Raw genomic sequence first — 19,735 nt, 5'->3', positions numbered from 1 at the left:
TCAGCCACCGCCGTTCGTCGGCGCGACCGTCGCCAGGACGAGGAAGTCGACCGCACCGGGCTGTTCGACGACCTCGGGGGTGGCTTTCAGGGGGTCGTACAGGCGCACCCGGCAGCGGACCCGCCGGTCTCCGTCCACAGCGACCTCCACCGGGCTGTACAGCGTCGTGCCCGCCAGGGGCGGTGTGCGCGGGGTGAGATGGACATGGATCACGACCCGCCCGTCGGCGACCTGTTCCGGGGTGATGCCGGACGGCAGCGGCAGCAGCATTCCGTCGGTGGCGGTCCCGGAGGTCACCAGCGTGCTGCCGGCCGGCATCCGGCCGCTGAAGCTGCCCTCGATCGTCAGGTTGCCGTTGGCTGCCACGGTCATCAGCGGGGCGACCGCACCGCCGCCCTGGTAAAGGCCGAAGACCAGGGTGGGCTGATCGCCGCCGGACAGGACGAGGGCGGGCTTGCCCTCCTCTGCCTCCGTGCCGGTCCGCAGGGTCAGCGCGCCCGACCGGGCCGAGACGGTGTCCGCACGCACTCCGGCGAACCGCGCCGCGACGCCGCGCGCCGTGGTCTCGGTGCCGCTGAAGTGGCCGTCCGCCCAGTGGACATAGCCCAGCAGGACGAGCCAGCGGGCGGGCGGATCGGCCGGTGGGGCGCCGATCGCGGGCGGCTGCTGCTCCGCCGCCAGCCGCTCGTCGCCGAGGCGCCCGAAGAGGATCTGGTACGACTCCTCCACCCGGGTCTTCGTGGCGCTGCCGGAGCAGGAGACCGGCCCCGGGAGCTGGGCCGGTTCCCGGTCGGCCGCGGTGAGGAAGACCGGGTAGGGCTCGTCCGTCGGCTGGTCCGCGCCGTTGACCTCTTCGAAGTCGCTCTCGCGCAGTACGACCGGCTCGGTGACGACCACTTCGCGGCCCGTCCCGTCGACGGCGATCCCCGCCGAGACGCTCACCTCGACATGGCGGACACCCGTCAGCGGGTCGGTACGGGGCTCGGTGGCGAGGCCGAGCCCTTCGACGATGCCCCACTCGTGCAGGTGCCGCGCGTGCCGGGCGGCCCCGGCGCGCGCGTACTCCACCGTGGCCGACAGGTCCGTGGCGGCCAGCACCTGGCCCTCGTGGAAGGCGGGGCGCAGGGGGCCCGTCATGGCGTCTCACCGGGCTTCCGGGTACGGGGCGAGCGGCTGCGCTTGGCCGGGGGCTTGGCGGGTTCGGCCCCCTGCTCCGGCGCCCGGTCGGGCTGATCCGGCTGATCAGGTCCCTGATCCGGTCCCTGATCCGGTCCCTGGTCCGCCGCTCGGTCCGGTGTGCCTTCGAGGTCCGCGAGGCGGGGCCCGAGCCGTTCCGGCACCTGCCCCTCCAGGTGGGTCATCTGCGTCCGGGCGCTGCCCAGTTGGGTGCGCAGCCCCTCCACGGCGGCGGTGAGGTCCGAGACCTGGGTCCTGAGCCGGGCGAGCTCCTGCATGCTGTCGGTGACTTCGCTGGGGGTCGTGTAGACCTGTTCGTGCAGCGCCTTGGGCGGCGTCTCGCCGGGTGCGGGGGTCAGCAGCAGGGAGAGCATCTCCTCCAGGTTCCCGGTGCGCGGCCAGTCGCCGAGCAGGTCGTCCGCGTACGGGCGCGCCACCGGTCCCTCGGACGGGAGCGTCGGCTTCTGGTGCCGCGCCACGGGCAGGCAGCACACCCGCTCGGCGAGTTCCCGCAGCCGGTAGAGCTTGGGCAGCCACTCGCCGTACGCCGATCCGCCCGGCAGCACCTGCTCCCGGGTGGCCGAGCAGACCCGTACGACATCGCAGCCGTCCAGCTCCAGGCGCGCGAGCAGGACGTCGGTGTCGGTGCAGTCGCCGCACGGCGGGTTGAGCGTGGCGCACGCCGCGTCGGTCAGGAACCGGCCCAGCGCGGTGCCCAGTGCCGTGGCCGCCTCCGCGATCTGCTGCACCTCGGCGACGGTGGCCTTCTCGGTGCTGTCCGGCGGCGGGGGCGGCAGCAGCGGTGGTACGTCGACGGCGGCGATGTCCGTGCGCAGCGCGCAGTCGGCGAGGTCGGCGGCCTGGTCCAGCCGGCACAGCAGCCACTCCCGGATCAGGCCGAGGTCGGCGCGGAACTCCACCCGCAGCGCGTGACCGAGCGGTGTGCCCTGGGCCAGCATGCGCACTTCCAGCGGCGCGTCCGGGTCGCCCCGCTCCGGTACGACGCGGGCCGCGGTCTCGGTGACGACGGCGTGGGCGATCGTACGGCGCAGCGGGTCCGGCCACGAGGATTCCATGTCGGCGCCCTTGAGCCGCTCGCACGCCGTGCCCAGGATGCCGCGGGCCTCCCGCACGGTGGCGAGGTCCGGGTAGTCCCTCCCGAGCTGCTCCTGTCCGGCCGGGTCGTAGGTGTCGTACCGGGCGACGGCGGCGGCCAGCGCGCGGACGTGCTCGGTCATCTCGCGGGCCGTCGGCGGGGAGGGCGCGCCCTCCCCGCCCGCGTTCTCGCGCAGCCACGCCAAGGCGGTGGCGTACCGCCCCGCGTCGGCGGCGTCGAAGCGGATGGCCCGGCCCGTGGCGAGCGACGCGACGGTCAGGGCGTCGGTGTAGTGGCCGAGCCGCCGGTCGCGGGTGCGGGCCCGGTCGGCCCGTGCGAGGTCGCCGAGGCTCATGAGGAGCCGGGTGCCGGGGTTGTGGCGGTGGTCCTCGAAGTCGTCGCATTCGACGACGAATTGGAACCCCTCCTGGATCCTGGAGGGGACGCATCCGGGTGAGGGGCAGGGCTCCTCCGTGGCGTACGGGGCCACCGGCTCGGCGGGCAGCTCCCGGTAGCGCACGTAGAGCCCATAGCGGCGCCCGCCGTCGTCGGCGTTGTCGGCGCAGTTTTCGCCACAGTCCACACCGAGGCCGCTGATGCGCCGCTCCCGCACCAGTGCCTGGACGTCGACCCGCTCGGTGCAGGGCACCACGATGTCGTTTCCGGCGCAGTCCAGCGCGTGTCCGGGGTGCACCGCCACGGTTCCGCCGCCGCACGGGTCGCAGGTGACGCCGAGGCCGCAGATGACGCCCGGCCCGTACAGGGAGCGGTTGTGCAGTCTGGCCTTCGCCGTCGTGTACTCGACCAGCAGGCTGAGATCGTCCTCGGTCAGCAGTTGCCCTGCGAAGAAGCGAGGACGTACGAAGGCGGAGGTCCGGGTGGCGTCGCCACCGCAGCCGCATCCGCAGTCTGTTCGCATGATCAGCGCTCCTTCACGAAGAACCAGCTCTCGAAGACGTCCCCGCCCGCGCCGGTGCCGGACGTCCAGGGCCCGATGCCCGAGGGCGGGAGGTCGCAGCACTCGTCGCCGTGCGCGGCCGACAAGGTCGCGCCGGTGTGGATGACCGGGACGCGTCCGCCGACGTGGGTGCCGTCGACCGGGCGGCAGCAGCGGTCGAGGAGGAACGCGGCGCGGACGGTGATCAGTACGCGGTCGCCGTCCTGCAGCGTCTCGCGGGTGGTCTGGCGGTAGCGGAACTCCCGGGTGAACTCGTCGCATTCGTCGGCTTCCGGGTCCGGTTCGGCGAAGGTGCCGCCCATGTACCAGGTCGAGGCGTTGCGACCGCTGCCGCCCTCGATGACCTGGAGCTCCACCACGCCGGGCCGCAGCGTGTCGGACCGTACGTCGGCGGAGAACCGCACCACGAGCCCGCCGTCCTCGTGCTGGGTGCCGAGGAGGTCCTTGGCCTCGTCGATGGTGTAGGTGTGTCCGTGGATCCAGTTGACGCCGGTGATCACCGTGGGCAGATGGCGGCCGAACGGGCGGCGTACGTTCATATGGATCTGGTCGCGGCGCACCGGCTCGTACCAGTCCACGCAATCGATCCTGGCCAGCCACAGCACCGTGTGCTCGCACGCGGAGCAGCAGGTGTCACAGCGCTCGTCCACCGGTGGCTCGCACCCGGTGACCCGCACCGTGTAGCACTCCTCGGTCCAGCCGAACTCGCAGTCGGAGGTGTCCGCGCAGGCGTCGTTGTAGACGGCGCGGGTGGGTTCGACGGGCCGCTCGGCGTACTCGATGCCGACCCAGACGGTGCCGGTGTCCCGTTCGTGCGGGGGCAGCGCCTTCCACAGGTCGATCTCGCAGCCGCCGCGCACCACGACCTCGTTGCCCTCACAGTCCACGGCGAGACCGGGAGTGATCCGCACCTTGGCCCTGCGCCGGGTGCGCTCCGGCTCGGTACCGCCCTCTTCCGCGCTCTCCGCGGGCCGCGTGGGCTCGTCGGCGGAGTCGTCCGGCGGGCAGTCGTCCTCGTCCCGCGGCACCGGCTCCACGTGCAGGCCGCACACCACGCCGTAGCCGAGCAGACAGCGCATGCGCAGTCTCAACTTCTCACGGTGGTACTCCTGTTCGCGCTGGAAGTCCCGCGCACCCAGCAGCTGGCCGTGGAAGTACCGCAGCCGGCGCAGTGGTGGCGCGTCGAACTCCTCGGTCCTCGGTGTTCCTGGCTCGGTCATCGCCCCGTCCTCTCACGACACTTGTGTCTGAATGCCGACGGCGGAGACGACTCCCACGCCCACCCCTCGGCGCAACCCTCTCGGTCCTGGCCTGAGCACCCCGTCGCGGTTCAGCCGCACGGGGTGCGCACCGCCCAGTACGGGCGCCGGGAGCGGAACGAACGCGGTGTCCACCCCGACCGTGGACCGCGAACCGACCACGAACCCCGCGCCGCCGGTGCGCACCGACCCCACCGTGTGCGCGGGCGCCTGCCGCTCCACCAGCCGTCGCAGCGCCGCCACGTCCGCCGATCCGGCGGGCAGGAGCAGCCGGAACCGGTGCGCGTGCGCGGTGAACGGGTCGCTGTCCGGCGTGCCGAACGCGCGCAGCGGCGCCGCGCCCAGCGCCGTGCCGCCGACCCGGAAGCGGCTCGCCGACCGGCCGAACAGCCGCACGGCGCCGAGCCCTTGGGCCGGTCCGCCTGCTTGCCGCGCCTCGCGCAGCCACGCCCAGCGGCGGTCCGTCGCCAGCTCGTCGACGACCGGAGTCACCCCGAACACGATGCGCACCGCCTCCCGCAGCGCCCACGGTGTGCCCCGGCGCCGGTACAGCTCCGGGGCCGCGGCCAGCAGCGCGCGCCGGGTGCGGGCGTCCCAGCCCGCCTCGAACGACAGGCCCAGCAGACCGGCCAGCCACGGCAGCGCCTGGTCCGGGACTCCGGCCGGGTCGAGGAGCGACGGATACCGCTCGATCACCCGGTCGAGCTGGGCGAGCGTGGCGTCGAACAGCGACAGGAAGCGCTCGGTGAAGTCGTCGGCCGCGGGGTCCTCGCGGAAGGCGGGCGGCAGCAGATCGGCGCTGGTGACCCGGGGGAAGTCCAGCCGGATCCGGCGCAGAACCGGAGTCGAGCCGCCATCGCCCGACAGCCGCAGCCGCAGCCGCAGGAAGCGGCCGGGCGGCTGGTCGACGAGGAAGTCCGTGGCGCCGGGAGCCGACGCCTGCCAGTCGCTCTCCTCGTACCGCCCGTCCTCGCTCACCACGATCTCGACGGCGGCCGCCGTCCCGGCGGGCACGTCGGCGTCCACGCGCACCCGGTGCCAGCGGCACCGCGAGATGCCGCTGTCGATCAGAGTGGTGAGGTACGACCCGCTGGTCACATACGCGCCGGTGGCCGGTGGCGCGAGGTCCCGGGGCGGGCCATGCCAGGTGAAGCAGCTGGTCTCGGGGCCCTCCGGGCCCTTCTCGCCCAGGCAGAACCCGTCCTCGCCCGCCGAGGTGAGCGTGGACGGCGGCAGGGTCGCGGCCAGTTCGTCCACGGTGACGGGGCGGAAGGGGCGGCCATGACCGCCCCGGTGGATCCCGAGCCGTCCGCCGTCGTCGGTGAGCAGCCACACGGTCCGCTCCGGTCCGGTGCGCAGGCCGATGACCTCACCGGGCGCGCCGGTGCGCAGCACACCGCGGAAGCCGCCGGTCGAGTCGAACCGCCGCAGGTCCGTGCCGCCCTGACAGGCCACCAGGACGTCGTCGCCGGGACCGAGGGCGGCCCACCGGGGCCGCTCGGCCCGGATCACACCGGCGAGTTGCTCGCCCTCGCGGCGCCACACCAGGACCCGGTCGGACTCCACCACGGCCAGCCGGTGTCCGCGCGCGGCGACGGAGACCGGCTCACGCGGCGGGCCGGGGTCGCAGCCGGGTGGCCAGACGGGGGTGAAGGCACCGCTGCACATATCGCGGCGCAGCAGCCGCCGCTCGCCGGGAACGAGCAGGTACCAGCCGCACGGTCCGCATCCGGGCGCGAGGCGGGGGTCGGGGAACCACGGCAGCAACTGGTCCCGGGTGGGGCCCTCCGGGTCGGCGCCCCGGTGGGCGAGCCGGAGGCCGGCCGGGTCGTCGAAGCCGACGATGCCGTCCACGCCCGGTTCGCCGCCTGTCGGCTCGTCCCAGCCGACGTAGGCGTCGAGGAGCCGGAAGGTCGCGGGGGGCGGGGTGCACGTCATGGCCGGTCTCCTACCGGGATCAGCAGCGGGCGCTCCGGCCAGATCAGGGTGTGGGGCGGGAGGATGTGGTCGGTGCAGGGCGTGCGGCGCACTCCGTCGACGGTGAGCGCGAGCCGGGTGACGGCCAGCACCCCCTCGACCGCCAGCAGCCGCCGGACCAGCGCCGTGTGGCGCAGCGCGCCGCCGAACGGCCAGCCCGCGCCGTCCTCCCCGCCGCGCAGCGGGTCCAGGTAGGTGCGCACCTCGTCCCCGGCCCGGGCCAGGACCGCGGCCCGGTCGAGGTCGGGGTCGAGGGAGACCCAGGACTCCACCGCGACGCGGCGGTACGGCGCGGGGGCGGCGACCACCGTGACTCCGGCGGGGGCGGCTTCACGGATGAGGAAGTCGGCGACGGCCCGCAGGGTCGCGGCGGTGGGGACCGGCGGTTCGCTCGCGTCGTCGCCCGGCGGTAGCGGCGGTACGACGAGGACTCCCACCACGCCGGGGATCGGCACCCCGGCGAAGTCGGGGTGCAGGCCGGGCACGCCCCGGGCGCGGGCCACCGACGCACCGGGCGCGCGGGTGGCGAGCTGCCCGTAGTCGGCCGGGGCCACGGCCCGGCCGCGGGCCCGCAGTTCACCGGCGCCGCGGCGCATGGCGTCGGCGTCGGGTTCGGCGTCCGTTCCGCCGGAGGCCGGGAAGGGGTTGCCCACGCCGGTGACGAACGGCAGCGCGGTCACCACCCCGTTCACCGCGCCCGCCGGTACGGCGCCGGCGCTGCCGCCGCCCACGCGGTAGCGCACGGCGCGGACGTTGCGGAAGCCGGGCGGGACGGCCGCGCCGCTGACGCCGTCCCCGAAGGTCACCTCGCCGCTCTCGTGATCCACGGTGAACACCCGGTCGTCGGCGCCGTATCCGGCCAGGCTCTCCACCTCACGCCACCGGGACGCGGTGCCGGCCGTGGTGCCGAACACGTCGCCGCCCGTGTCGTCGTCGACCTCGATGACCACCGACCCGGCGAGGATGGGCACCTGACTCAGCTTCATGCGCCGCCGCCCGGTCGCCGCGAGGTCCTGGACGGGCTGCAGCGGCTCGTCCCGGATGGTGCGGGCGGCGGTGGCGTCGACCACGTTCAGCCGCAGTCCGGACAGCACGGGCGCGGGTCCGGCGAAGGCGCCGTGCGCGATCCGCAGGCGCAGCCAGCGCAGCCGGGGCCGGGTGCCGGACGGACTGCCCGGCTCCCAGGAGCGCGGGACCCTCAGTTCGACGGTCCCGTCGGCGCCGAGCCCGGCCGTGGAGTCCCGCATCACCTCGGCCGGTACGAGCCGGGTGCCGTCCAGCACGTCCCAGCGCAGCAGCGGCGCGGGCGGCAGCGGCAGGGGCGCCGTGCCGCCGGCGGCCGCGGGGGCGGGGGGTGCGGCGACGACCACGAAGCCCAGCGACAGCCGCGGGTAGGGGGCGGCCGGCCCGGCGAGCCCGATCCACAGCGCGTTGCCGGGCTCCGGGTCGCGGCCGAAGGGCTCGAAGGGGCGGCTGGGCCCGGCCGGGCCCAGCGGCAGGGCCTGCAGCGTTCCGGCCTCCTGGACGGCGAGGTCGGCGAGGGCGGCCGGGGTGGCGTACAGGTCCTGATCCGTCTCGTAGACGACCTGCCCGGCCGGGGTCGAGGCAGCACTCTGGAACCCGGCGGGGACGAGCACGGAGGCGCCCTCCGGCGGGTTGACGGTGAACTCCAGGAGCGCCGCCGCCGCACCGGCGGGGCGCCTGCGCACGCCCGCCGTCGCCAGATGTTCGGCCAGGACCTTCTCCGGCAGCCGGTTGACGCGGCCGAGCACGGGTTCGGCCTGGGTGCCGAAGAGGCGGACGAGGGCGACACCGGCGTCCTGGCGGTCGGGGTCGGTCCAGTCCGGGGTGTAGCCCGCGATCCGGCCGCGTACGTCGGCGCGGACGGCCTCGCGGGTCGCGTCGACCAGTTCGGGCCGGCCGCCGGTCGGGCCGGGGCCGGGCACGATCCGCCCGTCCTCCCTCTCCCGTTCCCGCGCGTCCTTCTCCCACCACACGTCCCCGGTCATGCCAGCCCCTCCCCCGGTTCGGCGGCGGGCACGATCCGGGTGTGGACCGTCCGCAGGACGGGAAGCTCCCCCGCGCCGAGCGGCACCTCGTCGCACTCCTCGTCCGGTTCGGCCCCGTCCAGGCCGATCGCCACGGCGGCGACGTCCGCGAGGTCCCCCAGCGACCGCTGCGCGGCCCGCAGCAGGGCCGAGGGCCGCAGCGGCTGTCCGAACGGCCGGCCGTCCTGGTCCTCACCGCCCACGAGCGGGTCGAGGAAGCGGCGCAGCGCGGCGGTGAGCACGGTGGACACGCGGGTGTGGTCGGCCGGGTCGCCGGACAGGGTGACGCGCAGCGTCACCTCGCGGTAGCGGGGCGCGCGGACGAAGACCTCGGAGGTGAGCAGCCGCGTCTGTTCGAGGCGGGCGGCGGCGGCGCACAGCATGCCGGGGTCGGGGAGCGGCGCGGCGACGAAGTCCTCGCGGGTGAGGTCGTCGCGGGGTGCGGCCGGGACGATGTGGACGGTCACCGCGCCGGGCACCGTGGCGCACGGGAAGCCGGGGTGCTCGCCGACGGCCGGGTGCGCGCGGGCGATGGCGACGCCCGGCGTCGTACGGGCCAGGGTGACGTAGTCGTCGGCGGTGACCGCGCGGGTCACCTCCCCCAGGGACGCGGCGGCGCGTTGGCGCGCCTCGGTGATCGTCTCCGGGTCCGCGCCGCCTTCGGCCCGTACGAGATTGGCGGCCGAGACCGCTCCCGGCGGGGCCGGAAGGTCCTCGGCCGGCAGCCAGTTGCCGGTCATGCCGCCATTGCCGCCCCGGCCGCCGCCGGTGACGTAGTCGATGTGCGCGTCCGGGTCCGGGCGGGGGATGCGCCCGGTGAGTCCGTCGCCGAACACCAGCGCGCCTTCGGCCCGGTCGAGCACGAAGATCCGGTCGGCCGGTGCGCCGAAGGTGAAGTCCGGCGACGGCTGCCACTCCTGGCCCGCCAGCCGAAGGGTGGCCTCCAGAAGGCGGCCTGCGGCGTCCGGCAGGACGAGGTGCTGGCCGGGCAGTCTGAGCCAGGCGTCGATCTGCCCCCGGAGGTCGGCGCCACTCGCGGTGCGGTACGTGCGGTGGTGTGCGGCGGACACGTTGACGGCGAGCTGGAGGAGCCGGGGCGGGGCCGGGTAGGTGGCGGCCGGGGTCGAGACCAGGAGGCCGGTGTCCTGTGTGGTCCAGTCGGCCGGGGTGTGCAGCCGGACGACACCGGACCGTCTGAGCCCGGCCGTGCCGTCCTCGACCTTCTCGAATCCGCCGGAGACATCCGTGCCCGGCCGGAACCAGGACCAGGTCAGCTCCGCCGGAGGCGGTACGTCGGCGACCGCCCCGGGCAGCCAGGAGGGCGCGGACGCGGCGGGCGCGTCCAGTTCGACGAGCAGGCCGATCGGGCCGGGCGCGGGGTGCGCCCCGGTGAGCGGCAGGGTGAACCGGACCTGTGCCGGGGCGCCGTCGCTCGCCAGCAGCGCGATGCCGCGGCGGGCCCGCAGGTCCGCCGTGCGGTCGCGGTCGGTCCACACGGTGACCTCACCGCCCTCGGCGAGCGGGAGGACGGCCACGTCGTCGTCGAGGGTGAAGACCACCTGTCCGGTGGGGTCCCGGGTCAGCGCCGTCCCGGCGGGGACCACGGGTACGTCGGTGCCCTCCTGCCGGGCGGCGAGGCGCAGCACGGTGGCGGCGGGCCGGGCGGGGCGCGGCGGTTCGAGGCCGAGCAGCCGCAGTATGGCGACCACGAGCGCGTCCGGCACCTGGTCGAGCCAGTACAGCCGCTGTTCGAGGAGGTAGGCGAAGAGTTCGAGGAGGGTGACACCCGGGTCGACGGGCGCGTGCAGCGTCCAGGTGCCGTCCGACTCGGCGGGGATCCGGCGGCGGATGGCCGCCATCATGTCGGCCCAGGTGAGGTCGTCCAGCTTCGGTGCGGGCAGGGTCATGAGATGCCCCCGGTGAAGCCGGTGAGGCCGGTGTAGAACGGGAACACCAGGTTCGCCTTGGTGTTGCTGCGCCGGATGCGGTAGACGACCGAGACGGTGATCCGCGACTCATCGGCCGGGTCGGCCTCCGCGCGGACCTCCTCCAGCTCCACCCGCGGCTCATGGTCACGGACGGCGGCGGCGATCGACTGCTCCAGGTCGCGCAGGTTCTGCACACTGCCGGGGGCGAACACCAACTCATGGGCTCGGGTGCCCAGTTCGGGCCGCATGACCCGCTCGCCGGTGCCGGTGAGCAGCAGCGCCCGCAGACAGTGCTCGATGCTCTCCTCCCCGACGGCGTACCCGAGCCGCCCGGACGCGTCGGGCAGGATCGGGAACCGCCAGCCGGTCCCGAGAAACTCCTCGCTCATGCCGTCCTCGCCTTCTTGGCCAGTACGGCGGGGGTGAGCGGCGGGGTGGGCGGGCCGGTCGGCCCGGCGGCGGAGGGGTGGGTGTGGGTGTTGAACGCCTGGAGCAGCGCGTTGCCGAGCACAAGCGGTTCGGTGGCGCCGCCGCCGAGGTCGATGGAGGGGGAATCCACCGTCACCTTCGGCGCCTTGAGGGTGATCTCGCCCTGTGCCGTCACGGTGACGCTGCCGCCCTCGGCCGCGGTGATCCGGAGCGCTTTGCCCTGGTCGTCCAGTTCCACCACGTGTCCGGCGGCGGACGTGATGCGTACGGCGGCCTTGGACTCGGTGTCGTCCAGGAGCACTTCATGGCCGTGCCGGGTCCGGATCATCTTCTGGTCGCGGCCCTCGGTGCGGGCGGTCGGCGGCTTGTCCTCGCCGTTGTAGAGGCCGCCGAGCACGATCGGGTACCGCATGTCCCCGTGGACGAAGGCGACGAGCACCTCGTCGCCCTTCTCGGGGACGAACACCGAGCCGTAGCCGCCGCCCGCGTACAGCTGGCCGACCCGGACCCAGTCGGTGACCGTGGTGTCGTCGAACCAGGGGAACTTCAGCTTGACCTGGCCCTCGTCATCGCCCTCGTTCTCCACGACGAGCGCTTCGACGACGCCGTAGTAGCGCTTGTCGGTGGAGCGGGCGCGTGGCGTGCCCCTCATGGTCACTGGTCCCCCTGATGGATCCGCCGAGCGGTGAACTGGGTGAAGAAACCACCGGTGCCCAGGGTGTGCTCGACCCGTTTGACGAAGTAGGTGCCCGAGAAGCGGCGGCCGAGGCCGTAGATCTCCAGGTTGTCGCCGGGCCGCAGCTCGGGCAGGCCCGCCACCTTGCCGGTCGCGGTGATGAACTCGTACGCACGCTCGCGCAACAGGCTGATCGCCAGTTCGCGGGCCTCCTGATCGCTGCCGACGGGCGCGTCGACCACGACCTCCTGGCGGCCCTGCAGGGTGGATTCGGCGGCCTGCGGGCCGCTCTGCCCATCGGCCGTGTTCTGCCCGGCGGGAAGGTTCTCGGCGGTCGCGGTGAACGCGATCGGCTGTTTGGTACGGGGGTCCCAGCCGCGCACGGTGACCTTGCTGACCTGCTGGGAGACGGTCAGGGTGGGGGTGAACTCGATCAGGTTGGGGATCAGCCCAGCGGGCCGGCCGGTGGGGCCGGTGCTCAGCCCCGGCGCGTACGCCAGCCGGTACAGCCGGATCGGGCGGCCGTCGCGGCCGTCGGTCGGCTTGATGAAGTACAGCGTGTCCTCGCCGGTCGTCGCGTCGGGGAGGATGTAGCAGTCGAAGTCGAGCCACTTGGCCCGCTCCAGCAGGAACGTCGCGTCGTCCTGATTCTTCTGCACCACCCGGTCGTGGGTGGGCCCTTCCCTGGTGACCTCGATGCGCAGATGGTTGCGCTGGGCGATCTGCTCGGCGATCCGCCAGTCGGGCAGATTGCGGTAGATCTTGGTCTCGTTCTCGGTGGGCTTGCGGTCCTTGAGCCGCAGCAGCCCGTCCACCCCGCTGACCTGGACGGTGGGCGACGCGCCGTCGGTGAACTTCGGGCTGAGCGTGGAGATGGTGCCGGTGGCGACGGTGAGCAGCTTGTCGGCGTAGCCGAGCCGCACCGAGACCCGGCCGCCGAGCCGGAAGCGCGGCGAATCGCTGTGCTTGAAGCGCAGATTGGCGTCGTCCCAGTTGTTCAGGGTGAGGTCGAACCCGGACATCTCGTCGATGTCCCGGTTCACCTTGATGTCGATGATGTCGTTCTTGGTGGACGGGTCCATCTCCAGGCCCTCGATGCGCACATCGAACTCGGGCGCGTACCGGTCGGGCGACGCGACCTCGGGTGTGGGGGTGCTCATCGGGCGCTCCTCACGGCAGCCGGGGCACGGTCAGCACACGGCCCGGCCGCAGCTCCCGCGGGTCGCTGATGCCATTGGCGCGGGCCAGCTCCCGCCAGGCGTCGGGCCGCCGGTACAGCGCGGCGGAGATGGAGCTGAGCGTGTCGCCGCGGCGCACCACATAGCTCTTCTCCACCGTGGGGGACGAGCGCGGTGTCTCGGCCACCTGCACGGCGGCCGTGCGGAACTCCTTGAGCGAGAGGTCCAGCATGGCCCGCAGCGGCACACCGTCCGGCCGGAAAAGCTGGTAGTTGACGTCCAGCTTCTCCACGACGCCGGTGAAGACCTCTTCGTCCCAGACGAACCGGACGACCGGCGGGGCGTGTTCGCGGCTGTCGGGCCGCAGCAGATTGCGCACCGCGTTGACGTAGAGCTTCCGTACGTTCTCCAGGGTGTCGGAGGTGTCCACCAGCGCCTGCACGGTGAGGGTCTCCGTGCCGCCGCGGACGTACTGCAGGGGCGGTGTCTCCAGGCCGGGGATGGTGATCTCGGCGAAGGTGTTGCTCTTGCTCAGCTTGTAGTCGGTGGGGTTGAACCGCAGCGGGATCCGCCGCTGCCGCTCGTCGGCGATCACCGGCCGGACGATCTCCAGCCGGGCCTTGGCGGAGCCCTGCCGGGCGAAGGACACGGGCGTCACACTCACGGCGCCTCCTCGTTCGCTTCTCCGCCCGCGCGGCGCAGAGGTGCGGCTTTCGTCGCTGCCTGCGGCCCGGCGGCCGCGCGTGCGACGCTCACAGGTGCACCTCCCCGTCGCCGAAGCTGCGTTCGCCCCGGGTGTGTTGGGCGCGCGCGCACTGGTCCTCGTACAACTTCGCCCACGCCTGGATGTGCTTGTTGAACAGGCGGGTGAACACGGCGCCGTCGTCGCCGTCGACCTGGAACCGGACCTCGAGATGGTGAATGGTCACCTTCGGCACGTCGGTCACCTCCCTTGGATCAGGCGCGGCAAGGCGCTCGCCGCGGCGTCCTGCAGGACCTTCGTCAGCCCCTCGTGCGCGATCTCCAGCGACTCGATGGCGATCGCGTTCTGTTCCGCGTGCAGGTCCGGGCCGGTCCACTTGGCGGCGAGTCCACCGTGGAAGGCCCACGCCGCGCCGGGCACCCCGTCCGGGCCGAGCACGATCACCGCGCCGTCGCGGCGGGCGCCCAGCGAGTCGGCGAGCCCGGCCTGGTACCAGGACCACAGCCCCGGGTCGCGCACCACCCCGCGCTTGAGCGTGATCCGGTTCCATGAGTGGCGCAGCGGCAGTTGGTGGACCGAGTCGTTGCGTCCGCCCTCCGCGTAGCTCGTCACCTCGAGCTGTGCGCCGAGCCCGGTGACCTCCTGGAACGCGCCGGAGGCGGCCAGGGGCAGCAGCAGCGCCTGCGCGGCCGGCAGATACGCGTCGCCGGGGTCGAGGGTGACCAGGAATCGGTATTTCGGCAGCGGATCCAGGCTCACGCCTCGATCACCTCCAGACCTCGGTCCTGGCCGAGTACGAGACGCAGCCGGATGAACTCCATGGGGACGGCCGGGGCGACCTCGATCTCGCAGACCAGTTGCCCCGGGTCCTGCTCGGGCGGGTTGTTCGTGTCGTCGCACACCACCCGGAACGCCTGCTCGGGCCGGGCGCCGACGAGCGCCCCGGCTCGGTAGGCCGAGAGGAGCACGGAGGTCAGCGCGCGTACCAACGTCAGCCGCAGCTCGGCCGAGTTGACGTCGAACACCAGCGGGCTCGCCGCCCGCCGGATCGCGCGCACCAGCAGATGCACCAGTCGGCGGTGGGCGATGTAGCGGGTGCTCGGGTCGGCGGACAGGGTGCGCCCGCCCCACACCACCAGCCCTCGCCCGCGGGTGCAGCGGATCAGGTCGAGGCCCGCGTCGAACAGCCGGACCTGCTGCGGCTCGGGGTATTCGGCGGCGAGGTCGACCGCCTCCAGGATCACGGCGCCCGCGGGCGTGTGGTGCGCCCCGCGCTCGCCGTCGAGGCGGGCGATGACGCCCAGGACGTGGCCGGAGGCCGGGACGGTGCGCACGTCCTGCCCGTCGGGGGTGCGCAGCGGCGGGTGGTAGACGGCGGCGCAGCCGAGCAGCCCGCTGTCGCCGGTGGCCGCCAGGGCGCCCACCCAGTCGACCACCTGGTCCACGGAGGACAGCCCGGGCGGCACGTCCAGCACGGCGAGGCGGTCGTGCAACGGCTGTACGCTCCGCAGCAGTTCGAGTACCGCGTCGGCGTGCGCGGCGCCGGATAAGTCCGCTCCCAGGTCCGGCAGCGCCACCAGCGCCGGTTCCGGCAGTTCGGCCTGTACCGCCACGGCGTCCGTGTACGCGCCGGGGGTGGGCGCCGCGTCGGCGCCGCCCGCGAGCGTCAGGTCCCAGGACATCGAGATCGGGCCGGGCCGCCCCGGTGGCGGTGGTGGCCCGTCCGGGACCAGCCGGATGTAGCGGGATGCGATCAGCCGGTCGGCCAGGCCGGCCGGCGGCAGTCCGGGGAAGGTCTCGGGCGGCTCGCCGGGCATCATGACCCGTACGCTCACGGTGGGCGGACCGGCGACGGTGCTGGCCTGGTAACGGATGGCGACGCGCCCGCCGTTGGCCCAGGCGCCTGGGCTGGTGGCGACCACCTGGTAGCGCGTGGTGTCCCAGCCGCTCAGCGGCCCGACCGTCCACGCTGTCCGGGCCGTGGTGGCCGGCCCGGACACGCGGAGCACCCAGGCGGTGCGGCCGCCGTTCTCGAAGAAGCCGCGCAGTGCGTACGGGGTGGCGAAGGCGCCCTCCGGCGGCCCGAAGGTGCCCACGACGTCGTTCCAGCTCTCCACGCGGACCGGAGTGGCGACCGGGCCGCGGCGGAGCCGGCCCAGGAACGCCGCCACATCGGTGCGCAGCGGCTCCGTGTCGGAGTCGCGTGGCGCGAACGCGAGGGATACGCCGGGGAGCGCTTCGCCTGCCATGTCAGACTTCGATCTCCAGCTTCTCGACCGCCAGGACGAGCGTCTCCATGGCGATCTCGTTCTTGGTGGCGCTGAGCGTCGGGCCGGTGTACTTGGTGGGCCAGCCACGGTCGAAGTTCCAGCGCATCACGTCGTTGCGGTTCTCGTCGCACAGCACGATCGAGCCGTGGGTACGCTTCACCGTGCCGTTGAGCGCGTCGGCCACCCACTTCCAGAAGGCGGCGTGGCCGGTGATGCCGCGCTTGAAGGTGAGGTTGGTGAACTTCTTCAGTCCCGGGATCTTGCGGACGGTGATGTCCTCGCTCCCGTTGCGGTACTCGATCGGCGGGATCTCCAGCTCCAGCCCGCTCGCCTCGGTGAAGGACCCGCTCACCGCGAGCCCGTCGTCGCTGACGTTGAACACGAAGATCTTGAAGTTATAGGACGCGTACGGATCGTCCCTGGTCACAGGTGGCATGGTGGACTCTCCTCGGGCACTCAGGCGAGTTGGGTCTCGCGGGTCTGCTGCTGGATCCGGAAGATCACGAACTCCGCCGGGAAGACCGGGGCGACGCCGATGGCGCAGATGAGCCGGCCATTGGCCAGGTCGTCCTCGGTCATCGTGGTGCGGTCACAGGCGACGAAGAACGCCTCGTCGGCGGTGGTACCGGCGAGCGCGCCGCTGCGCCAGACCGTGGTGAGGAAGTTCGTGACCGTCTGGCGGACCAGGGACCACAGCGCCTCGTCGTTCGGCTCGAACACCACCCACTGGGTGCCCTCTTCGATCGACTCCTCCAGATAGAGGAACAGCCGCCGGACGTTGACGTACTTCCACGAGCTGTCCGAGGAGAGCGTGCGCGCGCCCCAGACCCGGTGGCCGAGCCCGGGGAAGAACCGCAGCGCGTTGATGCCCTTGGGGTTGAGCACGTCCTGATGGCGCTTGGTGATGTCCTGGGCGATGCCGTCGGTCAGCCGGATACCCCGGATGACCGTGTTGGCGGGCGCCTTGTGCACCCCCCGCTCCACGTCCACGCGCGCGTAGATCCCGGCCATATGGCCCGAGGGCGGCACCTCGACATCGCGGCCCGCCGACAGGTCGCGGGTGACCAGCCACGGGTGGTAGAGCGCGGCGTACTTGGTGTCGAACCGCTCGCGGAACGCCTGGACGCCCTCGATGTCCAGACCGTCCTGCGGATCGAGGATCGCGAACCGGTCCCTGAGCAGCTCGCAGTGGGTGACCAGGGCCGATTCGACCGTCCCTGACCACATGCCGGGCACCGCGCAGACCGCGACCTCGTCGATGTCCTCCAGCGCGGTGATCCCGGTCCGCTTGCCGCTGCCGCCGTCCTCGCCGACGAAGTCGGCCACGCTCAGGCTCCCGTAGGCGTCGTCCCCGCCTCCCAGCGTCAGCCAGGACCCGACCGCGGGCAGGGGGAACTTCGCCGGGTCGGTGGACAGTGCGCCCAGTGCCGTCGCCCGCACTAGCCGGGAGCGGACGGCCAGGGTGGTCACCAGGTTCGCCGCGGTGTCACCGGTGAGCCGGAGGTTGCGGTGCGTCTCCGTCTCCACGGCCCCGGACGGATCGGTGAACCGGGCGTCGACCTGCGCCTCGACCAGTTGCAGCCGGTCGGTTTCGAACAGCGTCCCGGGCACGTTCCCGTCCAGGGTGACGACATCCGCGGCGATCGACTCGACGGTGCGGATGGTCAGCCGGGTGCCGTCGTCGAGCTGGACGACGGCGCCCTCGTACAGCCGGCTCGCTCCGCCGATCCGCAGCGTCGGCCCCGCCGAGGTGGTGCCCCGGCGCACGCGGCGCACCAGCAGCCCGCTCCGCCACGCCTCATGTGCCGTGCCGGACGGCAGGGTCAGCGTGACCTTCCCGTCCGCCGGCCGGCTCAGCTGGACCTTGAACCGGCTGGAGCCGATCTGCACCCAGACGTCGGGCGGCAGTTCGTCGGGGTCGAGCCCGGTCACCGCGGCGACCTCGACCGTCTCGCCGTCCGCGGCGGCATCCGCGGCCAGTCGCGTGACGAACAGCGCACCCTCCTGCGGATCCGGCAGCACCGGCAGCGCGGCCGAGGCCATCGGCTGGATCCGCACCTGTACCGCGTCGCCCCATGAGCCGGGGCTGACGGCGGCGAACTCCAGTGTCTCCTCCGCGTCGCGCGTCCCGATCTGTACGTAGTCGCCGCGGCCCGCCCTGACCTCCGCGGGGAGCTGGGCGTCCAGCTCGATCCGGCGGGTGGTGGCGTCGTAGGCGGCGACACCGGCGGTGTGGATCGACTGCTGGTCGTCGCCGCGGAAGAGCTGGATCTGCTGCCCTACGCCGGAGAACCCGATCAGGTGGCCGAGCTCCAGGCGGGTCGCGCCCTTGGCGGCGTCGCCGGCGACCGGGCTCACCAGGCCGTGGCCCAGCACGCCCGCGGACGGGCTCGCCTGCCTGCTGGCGACGCGCTTGATGTACAGCCGCTGGCCGCCGTTGTCGAAGAAACCCTTGACCGCCAGCGGGAACAGCCACCAACGGCCGCCTTCCGCCGGGTCGTTCGCCCAGGTGTCCCGGATCAGCGGGTCCGGCTCACGGAGAAATCCGCCGAAGGTGTTCTGGAACTCCAGGAAGTTGGTGACCAGCTTGGGCTTGCCGGTGAACGGACCGCGCACGGTGACCCCGGCCATGCCCGCCGTACTGGTGCTCACCCCCGCGATCGGCCGTGGGCCCGCATCGATCTCCTCGATGTAGACCCCGGGGCTCAGATACTCCGCCATGGACGGCTCCTTAACTCTCGCGGATCTCTATGACGTGCCGGCGCTCGATGTCCTGGGGCAGCCGCACGACCAGCGATCCGGTCCGGCCCGGCCGCTCGGTGGCCTGCAGGCGGAATGTCTCCTCGACGGCGTGTTCGTCGGCCTTCTCGCCCTCCCACCGCAGGGCCAGCCGGAAGGCGCCCGCGGCGTCGGACAGGGTGCGCTCGTGCCATGGCGTCAGGTCCCGGCTGGTCCGTCCCCTGGCCTCGATCAGCGCGCCCGCGACCGGCGCCCGGGTGACCGCGTCGACCACGGCGCCGTGCACCGTGCGCAGACCCGGCGGGTAGGGGAAGGAGACGCTCGGCAGCAGCCGGACCAGCCGCGGCTCGGTCACCACCGGCGGCGGGTGGGCGTCGTCATACGGGTACACCAGGAACTCGACGCCCATCAGGGCGGCCGAGAACGGCTGGCCGTCGGCCGGGTACAGCGGCTGGTAGCCGGCGGCCGCGAAGCGGGCCCGGTGGCGCCGTGGCCGGGCCGCCCACGGCTCGGCGCACCGGCCAAGACCCGGATAGGCGAAGGCGGCGCTGGGGGTGCGCACCGCCATGTCGTCCAGCGGCAGCCAGCCGCCGTCCTCGTAGCGGTCCAGCCGGACCGTCACCCCGGCGCCGTGCACCCGCCGGGCGTAGTCGTCGAAGGGGATGAACCAGACCGGGCTGTGGAGCGTCGACCGCTCCAGCGGTACGAAGCGGCTCATGGCATCCCCGTCCCGCTGATGACCCGGCTGTGCACCGGGCGGACCGGGATCTCGATGGCGGAGTCCAGGTTGACCACGCGGACCTCGTAGTTCAGCGACAGCCGGTACGGCTTCTGAATCGCGTACCAGACCCAGGACTTCTGGTCCAAGGTGAGCGGGGTCAGGCTGAGGTGCAGCGAGTCGGTGCTCGCCGCCAGGCTGCCGGACAGCTGTACGCCGTCCAGGATCGCGTCGTCGTAGAAGGTCTGCAGGGCCCGTCCGAGCATCCGGTGCTGGGTCGCCTGGTCGCCGCCCCAGGGGGTGACCAGGTAGCGCAGCAGCAGGGCCATCGGCGGCTTGCGGGTGGTCGGTGGGTCGGGTGGCTGGGAGCGCACCGGCGGCCGGTTGCGCGAGGTGGGGTCCTCGGCGATCTCGTAGAGGAACACCGTGAGCTTCGGCGGGGGTGTCTGTACCGTCTCGGAGAGGTCGTTGAGTTCCGCGATCGGCGGTTCCACCTGGCTGAGCCCGCGCAGGGATTGGGTCAGGCTCTCCACGATGACCGTCGAGACGTCGGCGATGACGCCGAAGTCCCCCATGCGAA

At 73.3% G+C, this 19,735-nt stretch carries 17 protein-coding genes; all 17 read right to left on the bottom strand.

Annotation, left to right across the window (positions count from 1 at the left end; all coding sequences use genetic code 11):
* The 17 genes from CGL27_RS45835 to CGL27_RS45755 all read right to left on the bottom strand — a co-directional run bounded on the left by CGL27_RS45835 (window position 1) and on the right by CGL27_RS45755 (window position 19,730).
* Window positions 1–1,137 carry a hypothetical protein gene (locus CGL27_RS45835; protein WP_119993577.1) on the bottom strand — a complete coding sequence of 379 codons (1,137 nt, stop codon included), beginning with the start codon at window positions 1,135–1,137 and terminating at the stop codon, window positions 1–3.
* Window positions 1,134–3,191: a hypothetical protein gene (locus CGL27_RS45830; protein WP_119993575.1), complete on the bottom strand. Its 2,058-nt coding sequence runs from the start codon at window positions 3,189–3,191 to the stop codon at window positions 1,134–1,136. Before CGL27_RS45830 ends, CGL27_RS45835 begins: the two co-directional genes overlap by 4 nt.
* Window positions 3,192–3,193: 2 nt before the next feature.
* The gene (locus CGL27_RS45825; protein ID WP_119993573.1) at window positions 3,194–4,450 is read right to left on the bottom strand and encodes a hypothetical protein; all 1,257 of its coding nucleotides are present in this window, start codon (window positions 4,448–4,450) and stop codon (window positions 3,194–3,196) included.
* Window positions 4,451–4,462: 12 nt separating this feature from the next.
* Window positions 4,463–6,427: a phage tail protein I gene (locus CGL27_RS45820; RefSeq protein WP_119993571.1), complete on the bottom strand. Its 1,965-nt coding sequence runs from the start codon at window positions 6,425–6,427 to the stop codon at window positions 4,463–4,465.
* Window positions 6,424–8,475: a putative baseplate assembly protein gene (locus CGL27_RS45815; protein ID WP_119993569.1), complete on the bottom strand. Its 2,052-nt coding sequence runs from the start codon at window positions 8,473–8,475 to the stop codon at window positions 6,424–6,426. The genes CGL27_RS45820 and CGL27_RS45815 overlap by 4 nt, the downstream gene beginning before the upstream one ends.
* Window positions 8,472–10,421 carry a baseplate J/gp47 family protein gene (locus CGL27_RS45810; RefSeq protein ID WP_119993567.1) on the bottom strand — a complete coding sequence of 650 codons (1,950 nt, stop codon included), beginning with the start codon at window positions 10,419–10,421 and terminating at the stop codon, window positions 8,472–8,474. The genes CGL27_RS45815 and CGL27_RS45810 overlap by 4 nt, the downstream gene beginning before the upstream one ends.
* Window positions 10,418–10,831, bottom strand: coding sequence for a GPW/gp25 family protein (locus tag CGL27_RS45805; RefSeq protein WP_119993565.1), 414 nt, complete (start codon window positions 10,829–10,831; stop codon window positions 10,418–10,420). Before CGL27_RS45805 ends, CGL27_RS45810 begins: the two co-directional genes overlap by 4 nt.
* Window positions 10,828–11,523 (bottom strand): phage baseplate assembly protein V, encoded by a 696-nt coding sequence (locus CGL27_RS45800; protein WP_237299472.1) that lies wholly within the window; start codon window positions 11,521–11,523, stop codon window positions 10,828–10,830. The genes CGL27_RS45805 and CGL27_RS45800 overlap by 4 nt, the downstream gene beginning before the upstream one ends.
* 2 nt (window positions 11,524–11,525) lie before the next feature.
* Entirely contained in the window at window positions 11,526–12,707 is a 1,182-nt protein-coding gene (locus CGL27_RS45795) for a phage late control D family protein (RefSeq protein WP_119993563.1), read from the bottom strand.
* A 10-nt stretch (window positions 12,708–12,717) separates the two neighbouring features.
* Window positions 12,718–13,389 carry a LysM peptidoglycan-binding domain-containing protein gene (locus CGL27_RS45790; protein WP_078646081.1) on the bottom strand — a complete coding sequence of 224 codons (672 nt, stop codon included), beginning with the start codon at window positions 13,387–13,389 and terminating at the stop codon, window positions 12,718–12,720.
* 88 nt (window positions 13,390–13,477) lie between these two features.
* Window positions 13,478–13,672, bottom strand: coding sequence for a putative phage tail protein (locus CGL27_RS45785; protein ID WP_078646080.1), 195 nt, complete (start codon window positions 13,670–13,672; stop codon window positions 13,478–13,480).
* Window positions 13,669–14,187 (bottom strand): phage tail protein, encoded by a 519-nt coding sequence (locus tag CGL27_RS45780; RefSeq protein ID WP_078646079.1) that lies wholly within the window; start codon window positions 14,185–14,187, stop codon window positions 13,669–13,671. Before CGL27_RS45780 ends, CGL27_RS45785 begins: the two co-directional genes overlap by 4 nt.
* The gene (locus CGL27_RS45775; RefSeq protein WP_119993561.1) at window positions 14,184–15,677 is read right to left on the bottom strand and encodes a phage tail sheath subtilisin-like domain-containing protein; all 1,494 of its coding nucleotides are present in this window, start codon (window positions 15,675–15,677) and stop codon (window positions 14,184–14,186) included. The genes CGL27_RS45780 and CGL27_RS45775 overlap by 4 nt, the downstream gene beginning before the upstream one ends.
* A gap of 1 nt (window position 15,678) precedes the next feature.
* Complete coding sequence (locus CGL27_RS45770; RefSeq protein WP_014057285.1) at window positions 15,679–16,134, bottom strand: phage tail protein; 456 nt, start codon at window positions 16,132–16,134, stop codon at window positions 15,679–15,681.
* Between the two features lie 20 nt (window positions 16,135–16,154).
* Complete coding sequence (locus CGL27_RS45765; protein ID WP_119993560.1) at window positions 16,155–18,419, bottom strand: phage tail sheath C-terminal domain-containing protein; 2,265 nt, start codon at window positions 18,417–18,419, stop codon at window positions 16,155–16,157.
* A 10-nt stretch (window positions 18,420–18,429) separates the two neighbouring features.
* Window positions 18,430–19,155 carry a carboxypeptidase-like regulatory domain-containing protein gene (locus tag CGL27_RS45760; RefSeq protein ID WP_078646076.1) on the bottom strand — a complete coding sequence of 242 codons (726 nt, stop codon included), beginning with the start codon at window positions 19,153–19,155 and terminating at the stop codon, window positions 18,430–18,432.
* The gene (locus CGL27_RS45755) at window positions 19,152–19,730 is read right to left on the bottom strand and encodes a DUF4255 domain-containing protein (RefSeq protein WP_078646075.1); all 579 of its coding nucleotides are present in this window, start codon (window positions 19,728–19,730) and stop codon (window positions 19,152–19,154) included. The genes CGL27_RS45760 and CGL27_RS45755 overlap by 4 nt, the downstream gene beginning before the upstream one ends.
* Window positions 19,731–19,735 lie beyond the last annotated feature (5 nt).

It is taken from the genome of Streptomyces sp. 11-1-2 (assembly GCF_003595545.1).
GTDB lineage: Bacteria > Actinomycetota > Actinomycetes > Streptomycetales > Streptomycetaceae > Streptomyces > Streptomyces hygroscopicus_B.
This window is presented reverse-complemented; position numbering and strand designations above follow the sequence as displayed.

Coding starts and splice junctions, on each gene's coding strand:
- CGL27_RS45835 (WP_119993577.1), bottom strand. CDS start 1,137: ATGACGGGCCCCCTGCGCCCCGCCTTCCACGAGGGCCAGGTGCTGGCC.
- CGL27_RS45830 (WP_119993575.1), bottom strand. CDS start 3,191: ATGCGAACAGACTGCGGATGCGGCTGCGGTGGCGACGCCACCCGGACC.
- CGL27_RS45825 (WP_119993573.1), bottom strand. CDS start 4,450: ATGACCGAGCCAGGAACACCGAGGACCGAGGAGTTCGACGCGCCACCA.
- CGL27_RS45820 (WP_119993571.1), bottom strand. CDS start 6,427: ATGACGTGCACCCCGCCCCCCGCGACCTTCCGGCTCCTCGACGCCTAC.
- CGL27_RS45815 (WP_119993569.1), bottom strand. CDS start 8,475: ATGACCGGGGACGTGTGGTGGGAGAAGGACGCGCGGGAACGGGAGAGG.
- CGL27_RS45810 (WP_119993567.1), bottom strand. CDS start 10,421: ATGACCCTGCCCGCACCGAAGCTGGACGACCTCACCTGGGCCGACATG.
- CGL27_RS45805 (WP_119993565.1), bottom strand. CDS start 10,831: ATGAGCGAGGAGTTTCTCGGGACCGGCTGGCGGTTCCCGATCCTGCCC.
- CGL27_RS45800 (WP_237299472.1), bottom strand. CDS start 11,523: ATGAGGGGCACGCCACGCGCCCGCTCCACCGACAAGCGCTACTACGGC.
- CGL27_RS45795 (WP_119993563.1), bottom strand. CDS start 12,707: ATGAGCACCCCCACACCCGAGGTCGCGTCGCCCGACCGGTACGCGCCC.
- CGL27_RS45775 (WP_119993561.1), bottom strand. CDS start 15,677: ATGGCAGGCGAAGCGCTCCCCGGCGTATCCCTCGCGTTCGCGCCACGC.
- CGL27_RS45770 (WP_014057285.1), bottom strand. CDS start 16,134: ATGCCACCTGTGACCAGGGACGATCCGTACGCGTCCTATAACTTCAAG.
- CGL27_RS45765 (WP_119993560.1), bottom strand. CDS start 18,419: ATGGCGGAGTATCTGAGCCCCGGGGTCTACATCGAGGAGATCGATGCG.
- CGL27_RS45760 (WP_078646076.1), bottom strand. CDS start 19,155: ATGAGCCGCTTCGTACCGCTGGAGCGGTCGACGCTCCACAGCCCGGTC.
- CGL27_RS45755 (WP_078646075.1), bottom strand. CDS start 19,730: ATGGGGGACTTCGGCGTCATCGCCGACGTCTCGACGGTCATCGTGGAG.